General features: G+C 67.1%; 18 protein-coding genes. 12 read left to right on the top strand and 6 right to left on the bottom strand.

The genetic code is table 11. From position 1 onward, the window contains the following. Positions 1-49: 49 nt before the first annotated feature. The 5 genes from CBY09_RS19100 to CBY09_RS19080 all read right to left on the bottom strand — a co-directional run bounded on the left by CBY09_RS19100 (position 50) and on the right by CBY09_RS19080 (position 3838). On the bottom strand, positions 50-622 hold the full coding sequence (locus CBY09_RS19100; protein WP_094291239.1) for an EF-hand domain-containing protein: 573 nt from the start codon (positions 620-622) through the stop codon (positions 50-52). A 187-nt stretch (positions 623-809) separates the two neighbouring features. Beyond that, positions 810-1271 carry a YiiD C-terminal domain-containing protein gene (locus CBY09_RS19095; RefSeq protein ID WP_094291131.1) on the bottom strand — a complete coding sequence of 154 codons (462 nt, stop codon included), beginning with the start codon at positions 1269-1271 and terminating at the stop codon, positions 810-812. Between the two features lie 89 nt (positions 1272-1360). Further along, positions 1361-1858, bottom strand: a complete 498-nt coding sequence (locus CBY09_RS19090) for an NUDIX hydrolase (RefSeq protein ID WP_094291130.1) — start codon at positions 1856-1858, stop codon at positions 1361-1363. 45 nt (positions 1859-1903) lie between these two features. Further along, a complete protein-coding gene (locus tag CBY09_RS19085) occupies positions 1904-2842 on the bottom strand; it encodes a patatin-like phospholipase family protein (protein WP_094291129.1) in 939 nt (312 codons plus the stop codon). 96 nt (positions 2843-2938) lie between these two features. Beyond that, the gene (locus CBY09_RS19080) at positions 2939-3838 is read right to left on the bottom strand and encodes a LysR family transcriptional regulator (protein ID WP_094291128.1); all 900 of its coding nucleotides are present in this window, start codon (positions 3836-3838) and stop codon (positions 2939-2941) included. A gap of 196 nt (positions 3839-4034) precedes the next feature. On the opposite strand from CBY09_RS19080, the gene CBY09_RS19075 reads away from it, so the two are divergent. From CBY09_RS19075 to mmsB, 6 genes are all read left to right on the top strand, one after another. Further along, a complete protein-coding gene (locus CBY09_RS19075; protein WP_094291238.1) occupies positions 4035-5558 on the top strand; it encodes a CoA-acylating methylmalonate-semialdehyde dehydrogenase in 1524 nt (507 codons plus the stop codon). Between the two features lie 157 nt (positions 5559-5715). Next, positions 5716-6132: a lysozyme inhibitor LprI family protein gene (locus CBY09_RS19070; RefSeq protein WP_420807461.1), complete on the top strand. Its 417-nt coding sequence runs from the start codon at positions 5716-5718 to the stop codon at positions 6130-6132. Between the two features lie 45 nt (positions 6133-6177). Beyond that, positions 6178-7344 (top strand): acyl-CoA dehydrogenase family protein, encoded by a 1167-nt coding sequence (locus CBY09_RS19065; protein WP_094291126.1) that lies wholly within the window; start codon positions 6178-6180, stop codon positions 7342-7344. A 279-nt stretch (positions 7345-7623) separates the two neighbouring features. Beyond that, positions 7624-8079: a TfoX/Sxy family protein gene (locus CBY09_RS19060; protein WP_094291125.1), complete on the top strand. Its 456-nt coding sequence runs from the start codon at positions 7624-7626 to the stop codon at positions 8077-8079. Between the two features lie 34 nt (positions 8080-8113). After that, the gene (locus CBY09_RS19055; protein WP_094291124.1) at positions 8114-8515 is read left to right on the top strand and encodes a DUF488 domain-containing protein; all 402 of its coding nucleotides are present in this window, start codon (positions 8114-8116) and stop codon (positions 8513-8515) included. A gap of 76 nt (positions 8516-8591) precedes the next feature. After that, entirely contained in the window at positions 8592-9518 is a 927-nt protein-coding gene (gene mmsB, locus CBY09_RS19050) for a 3-hydroxyisobutyrate dehydrogenase (RefSeq protein WP_276208310.1), read from the top strand. Positions 9519-9895: 377 nt separating this feature from the next. Here the strand turns inward: mmsB and CBY09_RS23755 are convergent, their stop codons facing one another. After that, positions 9896-10417 (bottom strand): hypothetical protein, encoded by a 522-nt coding sequence (locus CBY09_RS23755; protein WP_133066308.1) that lies wholly within the window; start codon positions 10415-10417, stop codon positions 9896-9898. A gap of 272 nt (positions 10418-10689) precedes the next feature. Between CBY09_RS23755 and CBY09_RS19040 the strand changes: the two genes are divergently transcribed. From CBY09_RS19040 to CBY09_RS19015, 6 genes are all read left to right on the top strand, one after another. Beyond that, positions 10690-11079 (top strand): DUF2946 family protein, encoded by a 390-nt coding sequence (locus CBY09_RS19040; RefSeq protein WP_094291121.1) that lies wholly within the window; start codon positions 10690-10692, stop codon positions 11077-11079. A gap of 166 nt (positions 11080-11245) precedes the next feature. Next, the gene (locus tag CBY09_RS19035; RefSeq protein ID WP_094291237.1) at positions 11246-13426 is read left to right on the top strand and encodes a TonB-dependent siderophore receptor; all 2181 of its coding nucleotides are present in this window, start codon (positions 11246-11248) and stop codon (positions 13424-13426) included. Between the two features lie 161 nt (positions 13427-13587). Continuing rightward, the gene (locus tag CBY09_RS19030) at positions 13588-15201 is read left to right on the top strand and encodes an ABC transporter substrate-binding protein (protein WP_165773939.1); all 1614 of its coding nucleotides are present in this window, start codon (positions 13588-13590) and stop codon (positions 15199-15201) included. Beyond that, positions 15198-16166 carry an ABC transporter permease gene (locus tag CBY09_RS19025; protein ID WP_094291119.1) on the top strand — a complete coding sequence of 323 codons (969 nt, stop codon included), beginning with the start codon at positions 15198-15200 and terminating at the stop codon, positions 16164-16166. Before CBY09_RS19030 ends, CBY09_RS19025 begins: the two co-directional genes overlap by 4 nt. Next, positions 16163-17005 carry an ABC transporter permease gene (locus CBY09_RS19020; RefSeq protein WP_094291118.1) on the top strand — a complete coding sequence of 281 codons (843 nt, stop codon included), beginning with the start codon at positions 16163-16165 and terminating at the stop codon, positions 17003-17005. The genes CBY09_RS19025 and CBY09_RS19020 overlap by 4 nt, the downstream gene beginning before the upstream one ends. Beyond that, on the top strand, positions 17002-18417 hold the full coding sequence (locus CBY09_RS19015) for an ABC transporter ATP-binding protein (RefSeq protein ID WP_094291117.1): 1416 nt from the start codon (positions 17002-17004) through the stop codon (positions 18415-18417). Before CBY09_RS19020 ends, CBY09_RS19015 begins: the two co-directional genes overlap by 4 nt. Positions 18418-18475 lie beyond the last annotated feature (58 nt).

Here is an 18475-nt window from a genome sequence, read left to right as displayed (position 1 = left end):
CTCGGAGCCGCTTTTATGTTGAGGGTGCGCCACGTGGCCCGCAATGGGCCTATGCAGCCCCCACCCGCTTTTCTGCATTGGCAAACGCCGTGGCCAGCGCGGCAAATTCGCTCTGGCTCACCACCCCATCGGCAATGCCGCTGCGGTCCATCAACTGCAGCACGGCCTGCGAAAAATCATTGCCCGGCCGGGTGATCGACGTGCTGGCCAGGCCCTGCAAAAACTCCTGGTGCGAAATCCGGCCGTCCTTGCTGGTGTCAAACCCGGCGGCAATCTGCTCCTTCTGGGCATCGTCCGCACCAAACTCGCTGAGCAGCGCCTTGAAGTCCTGCGCAGAGACCGAGCCCCCCGCCGCAGGCAAGCCCACCAGGCCACCACCACTGCCGCTGCCGCGCTGCACGGCGCCCAGGGCCCCATCCACCTTGCCCTGCGACACCAGAATGCCCTTGCCCGCAAACCCCGCCAGCGCCTCGGCCTGGGGGCTGAGCGTGACCACGGCCGATGGCTGCGCCTGCGCTTCTTCGCTACCACGCCGGGGCGCAGCAGACTTGGCCGCCCCGCTGGAGGCAGCGTTGAAGACCAGCGAGGCTACGGATGCAAGACCGGAAAGAAGAGGTGACATCGCCTTGAACTCCTGCGTGGCGACATCCCGGTGCCGTGCTGGGAAACCTCCCGCCAGCCACCGCTTCGCCTTGTGATCGGAGCGTACGCTGCGCAGCAGGCGGCGGTGGCGCAATAAAACGGGGCTCCCCGGCCCACTTTGCAGGATTACCCGGAGCACGCGCCGTGGCGCCCGGGGCTCGCGCCCCTCAGGCTGGCGACACGTAGCCAGGCCCAAACGCCACAAACTCCCCCTCCAGCTGCCCTGCAGCCTCGCCCTGGTAGTGCAGCACCGACGCCTGCACGATGCGCCCAATGCCCTTGCGCTGCAGCATGCGCGCAAAGGGCTGCCACACCTGCGCGGCCGGCGCCTGGGCCACGGCGGTAAAGGTGCCCGCCATGGGCGCGAGGTAGTCCATGGTGTTGCGCTGAATCACCAGGCGGCTGCCCAGCCCCTCGGCCGACAGCCGCAGGTGCAGCATGGACCACGCCGCCAGAATGGCCACGGCCGAGGCACTGCCGCCAAACACCGTGTCGCGGTGGTTGATGTTGGGCGCCAGCGGCGCGCTCAGCACCACCTGGTGGGGCGATGCCTCCACCACGCTCACATCCATGGCGTGGGACAAGGGAATGTGCTGGTGCAGATAGGCCTGGAGTTCGAGAGGATTCACGGTGTGCTCCGGGGGAACCGGTAAGTTTTGGTGGCGCGATTCTGAGGGCAACCGACGGGCCTTATCCCGACCAAGCCATCACCCAGCAACTACGGCGCATCCCGGTGCACGATGTGCTGCACGCCCGCAGTCTCCCGCATGAGCGCACTGCGCAGGAAGGCGGGACGCAGATCCAATCCAGCCAGCTGCTCGCGGTCAAACCACGCAAAGACAAGCTGCTGGTCGCCCTCAACACCTTCGTACGGGCCCGCCGACACGTCGAGCAACGATCCAGGCAGTGGCCGAGCGTGCAGGTACAGCCCGATCTCGTGGTACGCCACGCCTGCATAGTTGAAGAAGTTCTCCACCACAAAGGCGAGGTCCTCCAGCGCCACCACGATGTTCAGCTCTTCCTGCAGCTCGCGGGTGATGGCTTGGGCGGCGCTTTCGCCGGGTTCGATGCCGCCGCCCGGCAGAGCCCAGAAGGCATCGCGCTGCAGCCGGTGCAAGAGCACCCGGCCATCCTCACGCCGCACGATGGCGGCGGCGCGCTGGCGGACACGGGGCACCGGGTGATGGGCAGGCGCCATGGGGGGCGAAGAAGTCATATCGGGCAGGGAGGAACGGCGCGATCCTACCGAGTCCGACACAGATCACGGCGAGAGCCACACGTCCCTGAGCCAATCCACCGTCTCCTGCAGCGGGTGCCCCGTGGCAATCTCGTCCATGCGGTCCAGTTTGTCCACCGCGTCCAGCGCAATCGTTTCGTTCGGTTGGAAGACGATCTGCAGGCGGTGGTAGCGGTCGTCCAGCAGTTGCCGGGCCTGGTAGTCAGAGATACCGGCCACGCCGTCCATCAGCACGTTGATGAGCGGCTGCGCCCACTGCGCGTAGCCCCAGTCCAGCGTCTGGCCCTTGATGTAGGTGAGGCTCACGCCGGTGCCCAGCGACAGCATCACCACTTCATGGAGCGCGGCGCGCTCTGCGGGCTGGTTGCGGCGTGAAATCGCCTGGGCCAGCGCCACAATGCTGGGGTTGTTGGCAAACACGCCGCCGTCGATGTACCCGTCGGCCGAGGGGAAGTAGGTGGGCGCCGAGCTGGTGTATTGGGCGATGTGGGCCACCAGTTGCTCGCCGTCCGAGTCCGCTCCTTTGAAGTTGTGAAAGATCTTGGGCTTCCAGGTGCGTTTGGCGGCCACTTCCTCGTTGTCGAGGTCGAAGGTGGGGATGGCGACCTTGCGGGTGATGTCGCGCAGCTTCAGGTCGCCAAACACGGCTTTCAGCTCGGTCTTGAGGCCCTTGCTGGAGTAGTCTGCGCCCACGGTTTTGCCCAGGTCGCGCAGGTTGTCCCAGATGCTGTCGTCAAAGATGACGCCGCCGCGCTCCTTGTAGACGGTGCAGATTTCCTCGGGCGTCTTGCCAGATGCCAGGCCCAGCGCCAGGATGCCGCCGGTGGATGTGCCTGCAAACAGGTCCACGGTGCTCAGCCAGCCCGCCACCTGCGGGTGGGCATTGAGCCGGGCCAGCAGCCGCGCCGTGATCAGGCCGCGCAGGCCGCCGCCGTCCAGACTGAGGATTCGGTACTTGGCCATGGGCGCCTCCTGGTACGCAGATAGGTGGCTCGGATGCTAGGCGGCGCCCCGGCGGATGCCAAGAAGAATCGTGCAGGCGATGGGCCCGCCACGGCTCTACCGCCGGTCCGGCCGCAGCCGCCCGCTCTCCCCCTGCCCCACTTCCTTCAAAAAGCTCCACACCGCCTGCATGCGCGCCAGGTGTTTCGCCTCGGCGGGCATGCTCATCCAGAAGGTGCGGGTAAAGCGCGCCTCCTGCGGCAGCACGCGGGCCAGTACCGGGTCAGTGTCGGCCAGAAAGGCGGGCAACACGGCCAGCCCGGCCCCGGCGCGCACCGCCTCGTACTGCGCCGTGACGCTGGTGCTCCGCATGGCAAACCGTTCGGGCGGGTAGAGCTGGTCGAGAAACTGCAGCTCCTTGGTGAACAGCAGGTCGTCCACATAGCTCACAAACGCGTGGTGGCGCAGGTCCTCGCGCGTGGCCACCAGGGGGCGGCGCGCCAGGTATTCGCGCTGGCCGTACAGGTGCAGCGTGTAGTCGGCCAGCTTGGTGACGATGACCGAGCCGCGCGTGGGCCGCTCCAGCGAGATGACGATGTCCGCCTCGCGCCGCGACAGGTGCAGCATGCGCGGCAGCGCCAGCAGGTCGATGGACAAGTGCGGGTGCTTTTGCGTGAGCCGCGCCAGGTGCGGCGCCAGGATCAGCGTGCCAAACCCCTCGGTCGCCCCCACCCGCACCAGGCCCGAGGGCCCCGCGCCCGCCTGCGCCGGGGCGGCGCGCTCCACGCCCAGCACGGCGGTTTCCATGGCCTCCACGGCGGGCAGCAGCTGGCGCCCGGCCTCGGTCAGCCGGTGGCCGCCCGCCTCGCGCGCAAACAGGGCAGCGCCCATCTGCTTTTCGAGCGCCTGGATGCGGCGGGCCACGGTGGTGTGCTCCACCCCCGCGCGGCGGGCGGCGGCGGCCAGGGTGCCGGAGCGGGCCAGCTCCAGGAAGTAACGCAGGTTGTCCCAGTCCATGATCCTAGAAACGGTAGTTGAACGCGCTCGCCAGTGCCCAGTGCCGTGATCGGCGTGCCAAGCAAGGCGTGGCGATCAATGCTGTGCAAATTTGCAAAACCAAAGTGCAGTATTGTCTATTGCTTCAGCAATTTTGCACAGCTACGATGCGCCATTCGTCGGCAAACCGCCGCGTGCCAACCCAGGAGACAAATCCATGAATGCACCGACTTCCCAGGCCGTGCTGGCCCCCACCGTCAAACTGCTGATCGGCGGCAAGTTCGTCGAGTCCAAGACCACGCAGTGGCGCGACGTGGTGAACCCTGCCACGCAGGAAGTGCTGGCCCGCGTACCGTTTGCCACCCCTGAAGAAATCGACGCCGCCGTGGCATCGGCCCAGGAAGCGTTCAAGACCTGGAAGAAGACCGCCATCGGCGCCCGCGCCCGCATCTTCCTCAAGTACCAGCAGCTGATCCGCGAGAACATGGCCGAGCTGGCCGCCATCCTCACGGCAGAACAAGGCAAGACCCTGCCCGACGCCGAAGGCGATGTGTTCCGTGGCCTGGAAGTGGTCGAGCACGCAGCCAGCATCGGCAATCTGCAACTGGGCGAGCTGGCCAACAACGTGGCCGGTGGCGTGGACACCTACACGCTGCTGCAGCCCCTGGGCGTGTGCGCAGGCATCACCCCCTTCAACTTCCCCGCCATGATCCCGCTGTGGATGTTCCCCATGGCCATCGCCACGGGCAACACCTTCGTGCTCAAGCCGTCCGAGCAAGACCCCATGGTCACCATGCGCCTGGTGGAGCTGGCGCTTGAAGCAGGCATCCCCCCTGGCGTGCTCAACGTGATCCACGGTGGCGAAGCCGCTGTGAACGCGATCTGCGACCACAAGGACATCAAGGCGATCAGCTTCGTGGGCTCCACCAAGGTGGGCACGCACGTGTACAACCGCGCCAGCCTGAACGGCAAGCGCGTGCAATGCATGATGGGCGCCAAGAACCACGCCATCGTGCTGCCCGACGCGAACAAGGAACAGACCCTGAACGCCCTGGCCGGTGCCGCCTTTGGTGCCGCAGGCCAGCGCTGCATGGCGCTGTCGGTGGTGGTGCTGGTGGGCGAGGCGCAAAAGTGGATCCCCGAGCTGGTCGAGAAGGCCAAGACGCTCAAGGTGAGCGCAGGCACCGAAAAGGGCACGGACGTGGGCCCCGTGGTCTCGTGCGCCGCCAAGGACCGTGTGCAAGGACTGATCGAGCGCGGCATTGCCGACGGCGCCACACTGGAACTGGACGGCCGCAACCCCAATGTGCCCGGCTACGAAAAGGGCAACTTCGTGGGCCCCACGGTGTTCAGCGGCGTCAAGCCAGGCATGGCCATCTACGACCAGGAAATCTTTGGCCCCGTGCTGTGCCTGTCGGCCGCAGCCGACATTGACGAAGCCATCGAGTTCATCAACAGCAACCCCAACGGCAACGGCACCGCCATCTTCACCCAGTCGGGTGCGGCCGCGCGCAAGTTCCAGGAAGAGATCGACGTGGGCCAGGTCGGCATCAACGTACCAATCCCTGTGCCAGTGCCGCTGTTCTCGTTCTCGGGCTCGCGCGCTTCCAAGCTGGGCGACCTGGGCCCCTACGGCAAGCAGGTCGTTCTGTTCTACACGCAGACCAAGACGGTGACGGCGCGCTGGTTTGATGACAGCACCATCTCGCATGGTGTGAATACGACGATTAGTTTGAAGTGACATCCCCCTGAGGCGCTACGCGCCTTCCCCCTTCTCTTGCATCGCTGCGCGATGCGGAAGGGGGACGCCACCAGCGCGGCGGGGCGGCCCTTGCGCGGTGGCACTGGCCTAGGCTGTGCCAGTTCTTGCGCGCGGCTGTCGATGGTAAAAGCGGGGCATGCAAACTTTTCAGACAACGATGCGGGGATGGGCCATGGTCTTCGGTGCTGCTTGCGCGATGCTGATGGGTGCCGATGCCCACGCACAGGCCGGTGCCGCCTGCAAACCCGGAGGCTCCGTGGACGAAACCAACGCCTGCGCCGTGCAAGCCTTCCAGGCGGCAGACACCGAGATCGCCATCCTCTACGGCGACGTGATGCGCGCCCTGTCGGCCCACGAGCGGCCCCAGTTGCGCCAGGAGCACACCGCCTGGCAGCGCGGACGCACCACGCGCTGCAAGCAGGCGCAGCGCAGCAACGAATCGCAACCCCAGTGGCCGCGTCTGTACCACGAGTGCCTCACGGCCGAAACCCAGGCGCGCCGCAAGGGCCTGATGCGCTGGCTCACGCTGGACCACCCGTCCGCCAAGCCCTGAGCAAGGCCCCCAGAACAACAAGAACCGACGACGAGACAGAACACCATGGACTTTGAACTCACCGAAGAACAACGCGCCTTTGCCCAGACGGCCCGCGACTTTGCACAAGCTGAGTTCGCACCCCACGCCGCACACTGGGACGAGGAAGGCATCTTCCCGAAAGAAGCCATCGCCAAGGCGGGCGAGCTGGGCTTTTGTGGCCTGTACGCACCCGAAGCCGCCGGCGGCCTCGCCCTGCCCCGGCTGGACGCCACCCTGGTCTTTGAAGAAATGGCGGCTGTGGACCCCAGCACCACTGCCTTCATCACCATCCACAACATGGCCACCTGGATGCTGGGCACCTGGGCCACGCCCGCCGTGCGCGACCACTGGGGCCCGCTGCTGACCACGGGTGAAAAGCTCGCCTCCTACTGCCTCACCGAGCCCGGCGCAGGCTCCGACGCCGCCTCGCTCAAGACCCGCGCCGAGCTGGTAGGCAACGAATACGTCATCAACGGCGCCAAGGCCTTCATCAGCGGCGCAGGCAGCACCGACGTGCTGGTGCTCATGGCCCGCACGGGTGATGCGCAATCCGGCGCCAGCGGCATCAGCGCCTTTGCTGTGCCCGCCGATACGCCCGGCATCAGCTACGGCAAAAAGGAACAGAAGATGGGCTGGAACAGCCAGCCAACGCGCACCATCAGCTTTGACAACGTGCGCATCCCGGCCGACCACCTGCTAGGCCGCGAGGGCGAAGGCTTCAAGATCGCGATGAAGGGCCTGGACGGCGGCCGCATCAACATCGCCACCTGCTCGGTGGGCGCAGCGCAAGGCGCTCTCAACGCCGCCCAGCAATACATGCAAGACCGCAAGCAGTTCGGCAAACCCATCGCCAGCTTCCAGGCCCTGCAGTTCAAGCTGGCCGACATGGCCACCGAGCTGGTCGCCGCGCGCCAAATGGTGCGCCTGGCCGCCAGCAAGCTGGATGCCGGTGCGCGTGACGCGTCCACCTACTGCGCCATGGCCAAGCGTTTTGCCACCGATGCAGGCTTCATCGTCATCAACGACGCCCTGCAGCTGCACGGCGGCTACGGCTACATCCGCGAGTACCCGCTGGAGCGCCTGCTGCGCGACGCCCGCGTGCACCAGATTCTGGAAGGCACGAACGAAATCATGCGCGTCATCATTGCGCGGCGCATGCTGGATGGGGATGCGACGGAAGTGATTCGCTGAGCGTTTACTCCTGTTTTCATAGCTACCAGCGCTTATCCAACGGGTGATAACGGCCGATTTTCCTCATGAAACACCTCTCTCAGACAGGAACACCAGCCCACGCACCCGCAGCAGCGCCGGGGGCCACCCCCTCTCCCCTCGCGGGAGAGGGTTGGGGAGAGGGGGCTGCACCCGCGCCGCGCCGGTTTCACCCCTCTCCCCAGCCCTCTCCCACAAGGGGAGAGGGAGCGACAGCCATCTGAGACAGGTATCTAGCCAGCACCCTTTGAACCAGCCGCCATGCCCGCCCGCCCTCTCTCCGACGAAACCCTGCACCTGATCGACGCCATCCGCACGGCGCTCGCGCACCGCAGCGACGTGGAAGAGCGGCCGCTGTTCGGCACCTATGCCTTTTTTGTGGACGGCAAGATGTGCATCGCCGTCAAGGGCGAAGACCTGCTGGTGCGCCTGCCGCCCGAGCGCCACGGCGAGCTGCAGGAGATGGAAAACACCCGCGAACTCTCGCCCGGCGGCGGCATGCAGGGCTACTTCTGGGTGGAGCCCAACGGCTACGCCACCCGCGCGCAATGGAACTACTGGGTGGATGAAGCCCTGGCCTACAACCCGCTGGCCAAAGCATCGCCACGCAAGAAGACCGGCTCCCCAGCGGCGGGCAAAAAAGCGCCATCCGCCGCCCGCAAGACGCCGAAAAAAACCGCTGCCAAGAAGCACAGCATCTTCGAAGCCGACGACTGAGCCACCGTTACCTACCACGACCCGGAGCCCTACCATGCCCCTACGCATCGTCCGCCTTGGCACCCCGCGCGCCGCCGGGGAAGGCACCCGCATCGGCACCGTGCGCCGCCCGCCGCGTGGTGTGCCCAAGGCTGAGTTCGCCAGCCGCGACTACTACGACGTGTGGTACCCCCTTCTCTCCCCCAGCGCCGACCTCATGGCCCAGGGCCAGCAGGTGCCCACCGGCCAAGAAGGCGACAAGGCGTGGGATGCCTTCGCCAAACAGTTCCGCAAAGAACTGGCCCAGCCCGAGGCCAGCCGCACGCTCGATTTGCTGGCCGCGCTGTCGCACCACAGCGCAATGTCGCTGGGCTGCTACTGCGAGGACGAAGCCCGCTGCCACCGCTCGGTGCTGCGCGCCGAGCTGGCCCAGCGCGGGGCCGACATCTGCCCCTAGATTTCAAGCTTTTTAGGCCGCTACCGCGCAATGGATAAGCCTTTATAGCTATCAAATTCATACTAAATCCGCACCCATTCCCTTTCACCATCACAACGACATCCAGGAGCAACACAGCATGAAAATCGCATTCATCGGCCTCGGCAACATGGGCGGCCCCATGGCACACAACCTGCACAAGGCAGGCCACGAAGTGCGCGCGTTCGACCTCTCCCAGCCCGCCCGCGACAAGCTGGCGGCAGACGGCGTGCCCATCGCCGCCGACGCCAAGGCCGCAGTCGCAGGCGCCGAAGTCGTCATCAGCATGCTGCCCGCCAGCCAGCATGTGGAAGGCCTGTTCCTCGGCGCGGGCGAGCTGCTAGCCCAGCTGCCTGCCGGCACGCTGATCATCGACTGCTCCACCATCGCAGCCGCCACCTCCCGCAAGGTGGCCGACGCCGCCAAGGCCAAGGGCGTGGCCTTTATCGACGCCCCCGTGTCGGGCGGCACCGGCGGCGCCATTGCAGGCACCCTCACCTTCATGGTGGGCGGCGACGCCGCCGACCTGGAACGCGCCCGCCCCGTGCTCGAAAAAATGGGCGCCAACATCTTCCACGCAGGCAGCGTGGGCGCAGGCCAGACAGCCAAGATCTGCAACAACATGCTGCTGGGCATCCTGATGGCCGGCACCAGCGAAGCCATTGCCCTGGGTGTCGCCAACGGCCTGGACCCCAAGGTGCTGAGCGAAATCATGCGCCGCAGCTCGGGCGGCAACTGGGCGCTGGAGAAGTACAACCCCTTCCCCGGCGTGATGGAAACCGCGCCCGCCAGCAAGGGCTACGCGGGGGGGTTTGGCACGGACCTGATGCTCAAGGACCTGGGGCTGGCGCAAGAGAATGCGATGGCGGTGAAGGCTGCCACGCCGCTGGGGGGCATGGCGCGGAATTTGTATGCGGCGCACAGCTTGGCGGGGCATGGGGGGCTGGATTTTTCCAGCATTATTAAGATGGTGCAGAAGGGGTAATCGCTCCTCCATCATAGAAAAACGCCAGCGCTTGCTGGCGTTTTTATTGGTCGGATTGAAAGCATCTGAGCTCAGTATCCAAGAAGCAGTTAGAGCGACCGGTCTGAGAAAGATTTAGAGAACTACGTCAGATCGCCGTCCACCGTATTGTCTGGCTCTTCCTCACTCTCAGTCTCACAACTGGCGCCGCCGGAAGGAATAACAAAGAGCGTACCTAGGTAGCCAACACTTGCCCCCGTAAGCATGAGGGCGCAGGGTAGAACAGCATCGAACCGTTCAGCGCCGGTGAGTTGCTGAAGAGCGCTGTTCAAGGCGGCACCGAACAGGATTGCTGCCACCGCCCAAAAGGTGTACCGAACTGCTAGCTGCATCGCGGTCTAGCGTTTGACATGAGGGGCGGCCGAGGGCGACGATAGCCCTTGGACGTCCCTCTCCTTGGAAGGGTAAGCCGCACATGCGGCAGACCCACGAATGGCGGCCTGAAGATCGCTAGCCGCAACTTCCAATGCGGGGCCGCTAGCGCGAAAGTCTTCGAGTTTGTGCAAAAGCCCTCCAACTGCCGAAGGGGAGAATGACCAGCCTTCTACGCTCGACCAACCTTGAACGACCGAATAGCCAGTAGAAGTGGCGGTGCAGCGCAACCAGCCAGTGCCTTGGTCTGAAAAGTCAAATGGCAGATAAGCGACCTCATCAGCTTTCAGCTCCTGTACAGCCTCAAGCCATTGTTCATGAAGTCGCACGAGTACTGCGCGAATCTTTCGATCATCTTCGGTCTCAGGAAGAAGTTCGTTGTCGATTGCGAAGTAATAGGAATCGCATATCCACTCTTCCCCGGCAAAGCGAAGAACAATGTCTTGGTGTCCCGTTTTGTTGTCGTGGAAGGTAAAACTAAGATTCACTTTGTGGGGCCTAACATGATGTATCCCGGAAAACCTGCTGGATAAACTGGACCATGCGGGATATTCTGGACACGGATTCCCAAGTGGCTTTCGGCCCAAGTTTGCAGTCATAGACCTGTTCAAAATCCAGGGTTATAAATTCTGTAAAACCCGGCAAGTTTCAATCGAACCAACTATAGCTTGAGAACGTGCGGAGCCGGTCCGCCGCCACTTTCTCGCTGGCAGCTGGCATCAAGCCACCACCCGCAGTTGAGTATGATTCGCATCCCCTCATGCTGCGCCGCAACACCCCCGCCCTGCCTTTCCACATCGTGCTTCTGCTGGTGGCGTTGTTCAACGCGCTGGCGGGTGCGCCCTTGCATGAGGCGCGGCACATTCAGGAGCTGGTGCGCAGCGCCACAGCCTCGGCAACCGCAGGCGATGTGGAAACGTTGGCAACCCGCTCCACAGCCAGCGACGAACACAGCGAAGAGACACACACCACCTGCGCCTGGTGCCTGACCCACGCGCTGGAGGCGGGTCTGGCGCATGCACCGGCCCGCCAGCCGCAACCGCCCGCTGAACCCAACGCCATCGCGCCGCGGGGCGCAGACCCCTTCACGGCCCAGCAGGTGCGCTGGCCGTTTGCTGCACGCGATCCTCCGCCAGCCCAGCGGGCCTGACACGCGTCGGGCCCCAGCCAGCCTGCGCTCCACAGCGCACCCCCCTTTTCGTTTTCGCCCTTGCATTCACCCCGTGGGGTGGTGCGGGCACGCGGCCATGTGCGCCTCATCTCCAGGCACACAGGCCCCGTTTTTGCATTCATCTGCTTTTTTGGACTGGTTTGCCATGCGTTCCTCTTCTTCCTCCGTTTCTTCTTCACGCCCAGCGCCCCTGCCGCGCCCCACTTTGACGGCCCTGGCGGCAGCGGCCCTGCTGGCCTCCCTCCACCCCGCCTGGGCCGCAGACGGCGATGTGGTCACGCCGCCCACCTTGTCGGCAGTGGACGTGGTGGGCCGCAGTGCCTCAGGCACCTACTACGCCGACGAGGCAGAGAGCGCCAAGACCAGCCTGCCGCTGCGCGAGCTGCCGCAGTCGGTGCGTGTGATGTCGCGCCAGACGCTGGACGACCTGGGCGCCACGCGGCTGGATGATGTGCTGGACTATGTGGGCGGTGTCTCGCGCCAGAACAACTTTGGCGGGCTGTGGGACAACATCGCCATCCGGGGCCTGCCGGGCAACGAGAACACGGGCATGGCGACGCTGCTCAACGGGTTTTCGTCCAACCGGGGCTTCAATGCGCCGCGCGATCTGGCGGGGGTGGAGCGGGTGGAGTTCCTCAAAGGCCCCGCCGCAGCGCTGTATGGCAGCAGCGAGCCCGGCGGCACGCTCAACATCGTGAGCAAGAAGCCGCTGTGGAAGGCCGCGCATTCGGTGGAGGCCTATGCGGGCAGCTACGGCCTGGGCCGTGCGGCGCTGGACACCACCGGCCCCATCAACGACCGGCTGGCCTACCGCCTGAATGTGGCGGTGGAGGACAAGGGCAGTTTTCGCGACCATGTGCGCGCGCAGCGGCAGGTGGTGGCCCCGGCTTTCACGTGGAAGCTCTCGCCTGACACGGTGCTGGAGTACACGGCTGAATTTCTGCGCCACGCAACTCCGCTGGACCGGGGCGTGGTGGCGGTCAACAACCGCCTTGGGGCCGTGCCCGCCAGCCGCTTTCTGGGCGAGCCTGCCGATGGCGATGTGACGGTGACCAACCAGACGCACCAACTGGTGCTGTCGCACGAGTGGAACCCTGACTGGCGCAGCCGCGTGGGGCTGTCGTACCGCGAGACGGGGATGGAAGGCTTCTCGACCGAAGCCACAGCCCTGCAGGCCAATGGCCGCACGCTGACGCGCCAGCGGCGGTATCGCGACTTTCAGTCGGACGATGTGGCCGTGCAGGCCGAGCTGCAGGGCAACCTGCGCACCGGCGGTCTGGAGCATGAGCTGCTGGTGGGGGTGGAGAGCTACCGCTTCAGCATGGATTCGGTGATGCTGCGCGTGAACCCCAGCGCTGCCGCGCCCTATGCCATCGACATCTTCAACCCCGTCTACGGCCAGGCCCAGCCCACGCCGGGGCGCAACACTGACACGCTGGAGAAGCAGCGCAACACCGCGCTGTATGTGCAGGACACCCTCAAGCTGGGTGAGCAGTGGCGCGTGATGGCCGGGCTGCGGGCCGACCACTACGACCAGAGCCTGCAAAACCGCATCACCCACCGCACCACGGCGCAAAGCCCCTCGGCCGTGTCGCCGCGCCTGGGCGTGAGCTGGCTGCCCACGCCGAGGTGGACGGTGTATGCCAATGCGGGCAGTTCGTTCCGCCCCAACACGGGCAGCAATGTGGCGGGCAACGGCTTTGACCCGGAAAAATCCCGTGCGCTAGAGCTGGGCGCCAAGTGGGAGAGCGCCGACCAGCGCCTGGGCGCCACGGCGGCGCTGTTCGACATCACCAAGCGCAATGTGCTGACCAGCGACCCGGTGAACGCGGGCTTCTCCGCCGCTGCAGGCGAAGTGCGCAGCCGGGGCCTGGAACTGGACCTGGCAGGCCGCCTGAGCACCCACTGGCGCGTGAATGCGAGCCTGGTGGTCAACGACGTGGAGGTGACCCGCGACAACACGCTGGAGGTGGGCGGCCGCCTGCTGAATGTGCCGCGCATCAACGGCAGCGTGCTGGCGGTGTACGAAAACGCACTGGCCAACGGCCAGCGCTATGGCGTGGGCGGCGGCGTAACCCACATGGGCAAACGCCTGGGCCAGGCCCGCACGCAGGCCGAGGCCAATGCAGGCACCGCCGCGTTTGAGCTGCCCAGCTACACCACGGCCAAGCTGATGGCGTACTGGCGCCTGAGCCCCACTCTGAACCTGTCGCTGGACGTGGACAACGTGTTCAACAAGGTGCACTACACCAGCTCGTACAGCCGCGTGTGGGTGGCGCCGGGGGCCGCACGCACCGTTACGGTGGGTTTGCAAGCCAAGTTTTGATGAAGCTCCCCCTGAGTCGCTTCGCGCCTTCCCCCTCTCTCGCTACGCGGGAGGGGGACGCCCCCAGCGCGGCGGGGCGGCCCTTGCGCGGGGGCACTGGTCTTTGGCCGCGCCAGTTTCGTCGGTTGCGGCGAACGCGCGGGGCTATGGAAAACTGAAAAATGAACACTTCCTCGACTTTTCTTCGGCCGCTGACGCGACGCCGCGCCTTGCAGGCCCCCATGGCCGCGCTGGCGGCAGGCACCCTGCCCGCTGCCTGGGCGCAGGGCACAACCCCCGCCTCCGCCCCCGCGCCGCTGCAAATCGTCGGCCCGTGGGAGATCAGCGGCCTGGCGCCCGCCAGCAGTGGATATGTGTTCACGCGCATGCAGGTCACCGAAACCCTGCTGGACGCTGCAGACGACGGCCAGCCCCGGCCTGCGCTGGCACGGCTCTGGCGCCGGTCGGCGGATGGGCTGGTGTGGCACTTTGAGCTGCGGCCTGGGGCGCGTTTTCATGACGGAACGCCGGTGACGGCCGCCGCCGTGGTGCGCAGCCTGCAGGCCGCGCAGGTGGCGCCCGCGCTGCTGAGCCAGGCACCCATCGAATCCATTTCTGCGCCCGACGTGGGCACGGTGCTCATCCGCCTGCAACGACCCCACACTGCCCTGCCCGGGCTGCTGGCGCATTCCAGCACCATGGTGCTGGCCCCTGCCAGCTATGGGACCGACGGCAAGGTGCGCAGCATCATTGGCAGCGGCCCCTACCGCATTGCGCTGCTGGTGCCGCCGCAGCAGGTGGAGACCGTGGCGTTTGACGACTACGACGGCCCGCGCCCCGCCATTGCCGCCGTGCGCTACCTGGCCGCCAGCCGAGCCGAAACCCGCGCGTTGATGGCCGAGAGCGGCCAGGCCGACCTGGCCTACGGGCTGGACCCGGCCAGCCTGCGGCGGCTGCGGCGCCATGCGCAGAACCCGGCGCTGGCACGCCGCACAGCGGTGCGCATTGCGTCGGTCACGCTGCCGCGCACCGTCATCGTCAAGCTCAACGCGGGCCTGCCTGCGCTGCGCGATGTGCGCGTGCGCCAGGCGCTGAGCCTGGCCATCGACCGTGCGGGCATTGCCCTGGCGCTGATGGGCGACGAGGCGCTGGCGGCTACGCAGCTACTGCCGCCCACGCTGGGCGCGTGGCACAACCCGCACCTGCCCCCGCTGCAGCACGACCCCGAAGCCGCCACGCGCCTGCTGCGGGCCGCTGGCTGGCAGCGCCACAGCGACGGCCTGCGCGATGCCCAGGGCCAGCCGCTGCACCTGGTGATCCGCACCTTTGTGGACCGGCCCGAGCTGCCGGTGATTGCCACCGCCTTGCAGGAGCAATGGCGGCTGGCGGGCATGGCAGTGAAGGTGAGCATTGGCAACTCGGGCGACGTGCCCCGGGGCCACCGCGACGGCAGCCTGCAACTGGCGCTGGCTGCGCGCAACTACGCCAACGTGCCCGACCCCACAGGCACGCTGGCGGGCGACTTTGCCGCCCAGGGCGGCGACTGGGGCGCCATGGGCTGGCACAGCGACACCGTGGTGCAGGCCCTGCACGAGCTGACGCGCACCCAGACCACGCCCGAGCGCACGCGCGCGCTGCGGCAAACCATCACACACACCCTGCAAACCGAGCTGCCCGTGATCCCCGTGGCGTGGTACCGCCAGCATGTGGCCGTGGCCCCCCGGCTGGCGGGCGTCACGCTGGACCCGCTGGAGCGTTCTTACCGCCTGACCGGCATGGATTGGAACAACCCATGAACCCCTTGATGTCAAAACCCTGGGCCGCCCTGCTCGGCCGCAGGCTGGTGCAGGTGCTGGCCGTGTCCCTGCTGATTGGCACGCTGTGCTTTTTGATGGTGCGCGCACTGCCGGGCGACCTGGCCATGCGCGTGGCGGCGGGCCGCTATGGCTATGACCTGGTGAGCAACGCTGCCGCCGACGCGGTGCGCGCGGAGCTGGGGCTGGACCGACCCGGCTGGCTGGCGCTGCTGCACTGGTGGCGCGACATGGCCACGTTCAACCTGGGCCAGTCGCTGGTGTCACAGCGATCGGTGTGGCACGAGGTCACGCACCACCTGGGCGCTACGCTGCGCCTGTCGGCCGCCGCGCTGGCCATTGCTTTTGCCGTGGGTGTGCCGCTGGGCGTGTGGGCCGGGCTGCGGCCCCAGGGCTGGGTGGACAAGGCCAGCTGGCTGATGGCCGTGGTGCTGCGCGCGCTGCCGCCGTTTTTGCTGTCGGTGCTGCTCATCCTGCTGGTGGCGGTGCAGTGGGGCTTTTTGCCTGCGGGCGGTGACGAGAGCCAGGCAAGCCTGGTGCTGCCTGCGCTCACGCTGGGGCTGGGACTGGCCGCCGGGCTGGCGCGTGTGACCCGCGCCGCGATGCGCGAGGTGGTGATGTCGCCCTACTTCGAGTTTGCACGTACCAAGGGCCTGAGCGACTGGCAGGCGCTGATGCGCCACGGCCTGCGCAATGCCGCCGTGCCGGTGACAGCCTACCTGGGCGTGCAAGCGCTGTTTCTGGTAGAGGGCGCACTGGTGGTGGAGACGCTGTTTGCCTGGCCCGGCATTGGCCATGCGCTGGTGCATGCCGTGTTCGGGCGCGACATCCCGGTGGTGCAAGGCACGGCCCTGTGCATGGGCGTGCTGTTTGTGGTCTTCAACCTGCTGGTGGATGCGGCGTGCCTCGCGCTGGACCCCCGGCATACCCAGAAGGTGGCTGCATGAGTGCCGTGCCTTCCACTCTTTCGTCGCCCGCAGGCGCCGTAATAGCCCAGCCCCGCTGGCCGCTGCGCACCATGCTGGGCTTGGCCCTGCTCGGCCTGCTGGCGCTGTTTGCCCTGCTAGGCCCCTGGCTGGTGGGCGCCAGCCCGGTGGTGCAAGACCTGCGCAACACCCTGGCGCCGCCCAGCGCCCAGCACTGGCTGGGCACCGATGTGCTGGGCCGCTCGGCGCTGGCGCGGCTGGCGCATGCGGCGCAGCTGTCGCTGGGCATGGCGCTGCTGGCGGCCGTGAGCGCCGCCGTGCCCGGCACGCTGCTGGGCATTGCCGCCGCATGGCGCGGTGGGCGCACCGAGCGGGCGCTGCTCATGCTGTCGGACTCGGTGCTCGCCATCCCCGGCCTGCTGCTGGTGCTGCTGGTGGCCGCCCTGGCGCCCGGCGCGCTGTGGGCGCTGTATACGGGCCTGTCGGCTGCGCTGTGGGTCGAATACTTTCGCGTGAGCCGTGCTGTGGCCCGGCCCGTGCTGGCGGGCGACGCGGTGCAGGCATCGCGCCTGCTGGGTTTTGGGCGCGGCTATGTGCTGCGCCGCCACCTTCTGCCTGCGCTGGCGCCCACGCTGGGCACGCTGCTGGCCTTCACCACATCGCAGGCGGTGCTGGCGCTGGCCGCACTGGGTTTTGTGGGCGTGGGCATGCAGCCGCCCACACCCGAGCTGGGCCTGATGATGACCGAGGCCATGCCTTACTACGAAGAAGCCCCGTGGCTCATTGCCGCCCCCACCGCCCTGCTGGTGTGGCTGGTGGCCGCGATGATGCTGCTCAACCCCGACCGGGAGACCGCATGACCACGCCTTTGAAATCCGACGCCCTGCTGGCCGTAGAGGGCCTGGGCATCCAGGTGGGCGGCAAGCGGCTTCTGCGCGACATCGGCTTCAGCCTGCGGCCGGGCGAGGCGCTGACCCTGGTGGGCGAAAGCGGCGCAGGCAAGTCGCTGCTGGCCCAGGCCATCATGGGCAACCTGCCGCCTGCGCTGCAGGCGATGGGCCAGATCACGCTAGATGGCGCCACCACCCGCGCCCAGGACGCCGCCGCGCGCCGCGCACTGTGGGGCCGCAAGCTGGCGTTGCTGCCGCAGGAGCCCTCGCTAGCGCTCAACCCCCTGGCCCGCGTGGCACCGCAGCTGGCCGAGGTGTACCGCCTGCTGCACCAGCAGCGCCCCAGCGCTGCCAGCGCACAGGCCGAACAGGTGCTGGGCGCTGCGGGCCTGGGCGGCGCAGGCAGCCACTACCCCTGGCAACTGTCGGGCGGCATGGCCCAGCGCGCCGTGGCCGCCATCACCCTGGCCGGGGGCGCCCCAGTGCTCATGGTGGATGAGCCCACCAAGGGCCTGGACGCGCATTGGCGCGGCCGCATGGTGGAATTGTTCCAGGGCGTGCTGAAGGCAGGCGGCTGCCTGCTCACCATCACCCACGACATGCAAGTGGCGCAGGCGCTGGGCGGCCAGGTGATCGTGCTGCGCCACGGGCAGGCGGTGGAGCAAGGCGACATCCACACCGTGGCCGCCGCGCCGCAGCACGCCTTTACCCGCCAGTTGCTGCAGGCCGACCCGGCCCACTGGCTGCCGTTTGCCGAGCCGTCGCTGGGCGAGCCGGTCGTACAGGCGCATGGCATCTCCAAAGCCTATGGTGCGCAGAAGTTGTTTGCGCCACTGGACCTGGAACTGCGCAGCGGCGAACGCATCGCCGTGCAGGGCCCCAGCGGCACCGGAAAAAGCACACTGGGCAATGTGCTGCTGGGCCTGGTGGCGCCCGACACCGGCCGCGTGGAACGCAGCGCCCGGCTGCGCCCGCATGCGTTCCAAAAGCTGTACCAGGACCCGGTGGGCTCGTTTGCCCCGCACATCGGCCTGGCCCAGTCGCTGCGCGATGCCGCCCGGCTGCACCGCTGCGACTGGAAGGCAGTGCAGCAGCGCCTGGCGCAGCTGCGCGTGCCCGAGGACCTGCTGGCGCGCAGGCCCGACCAGGTGTCGGGCGGCGAGCTGCAGCGCATTGCGCTGGCGCGGGTGCTGGTGGCGCAACCGGCGCTGCTGTTCGCCGACGAGCCCACCTCGCGCCTGGACCCGATCACGCAGCAGGAGGCCATCCAGGTGCTGATGGGCGCCGTGCAGGAAACGGGGGCCGCGCTGATGCTGGTGACCCACGACCCGCACCTGGCCGCCGCAGTGGGAACGCGCACGCTGGACTTTGCACAGGGCTAAACGCTGGCCTGCGCGGCGTGAGTCCACGCATCACTTCACGCATGGGGCCGGGCCGGAG

Source organism: Acidovorax kalamii (assembly GCF_002245625.1).
In the GTDB taxonomy this organism is placed as follows: domain Bacteria; phylum Pseudomonadota; class Gammaproteobacteria; order Burkholderiales; family Burkholderiaceae_C; genus Acidovorax; species Acidovorax kalamii.
This window is presented reverse-complemented; position numbering and strand designations above follow the sequence as displayed.

Coding starts and splice junctions, on each gene's coding strand:
- CBY09_RS19100 (WP_094291239.1), bottom strand. CDS start 622: ATGTCACCTCTTCTTTCCGGTCTTGCATCCGTAGCCTCGCTGGTCTTC.
- CBY09_RS19090 (WP_094291130.1), bottom strand. CDS start 1,858: ATGACTTCTTCGCCCCCCATGGCGCCTGCCCATCACCCGGTGCCCCGT.
- CBY09_RS19085 (WP_094291129.1), bottom strand. CDS start 2,842: ATGGCCAAGTACCGAATCCTCAGTCTGGACGGCGGCGGCCTGCGCGGC.
- CBY09_RS19080 (WP_094291128.1), bottom strand. CDS start 3,838: ATGGACTGGGACAACCTGCGTTACTTCCTGGAGCTGGCCCGCTCCGGC.
- CBY09_RS19075 (WP_094291238.1), top strand. CDS start 4,035: ATGAATGCACCGACTTCCCAGGCCGTGCTGGCCCCCACCGTCAAACTG.
- CBY09_RS19070 (WP_420807461.1), top strand. CDS start 5,716: ATGCAAACTTTTCAGACAACGATGCGGGGATGGGCCATGGTCTTCGGT.
- CBY09_RS19065 (WP_094291126.1), top strand. CDS start 6,178: ATGGACTTTGAACTCACCGAAGAACAACGCGCCTTTGCCCAGACGGCC.
- CBY09_RS19060 (WP_094291125.1), top strand. CDS start 7,624: ATGCCCGCCCGCCCTCTCTCCGACGAAACCCTGCACCTGATCGACGCC.
- CBY09_RS19055 (WP_094291124.1), top strand. CDS start 8,114: ATGCCCCTACGCATCGTCCGCCTTGGCACCCCGCGCGCCGCCGGGGAA.
- CBY09_RS19040 (WP_094291121.1), top strand. CDS start 10,690: ATGCTGCGCCGCAACACCCCCGCCCTGCCTTTCCACATCGTGCTTCTG.
- CBY09_RS19035 (WP_094291237.1), top strand. CDS start 11,246: ATGCGTTCCTCTTCTTCCTCCGTTTCTTCTTCACGCCCAGCGCCCCTG.
- CBY09_RS19030 (WP_165773939.1), top strand. CDS start 13,588: ATGAACACTTCCTCGACTTTTCTTCGGCCGCTGACGCGACGCCGCGCC.
- CBY09_RS19025 (WP_094291119.1), top strand. CDS start 15,198: ATGAACCCCTTGATGTCAAAACCCTGGGCCGCCCTGCTCGGCCGCAGG.
- CBY09_RS19020 (WP_094291118.1), top strand. CDS start 16,163: ATGAGTGCCGTGCCTTCCACTCTTTCGTCGCCCGCAGGCGCCGTAATA.
- CBY09_RS19015 (WP_094291117.1), top strand. CDS start 17,002: ATGACCACGCCTTTGAAATCCGACGCCCTGCTGGCCGTAGAGGGCCTG.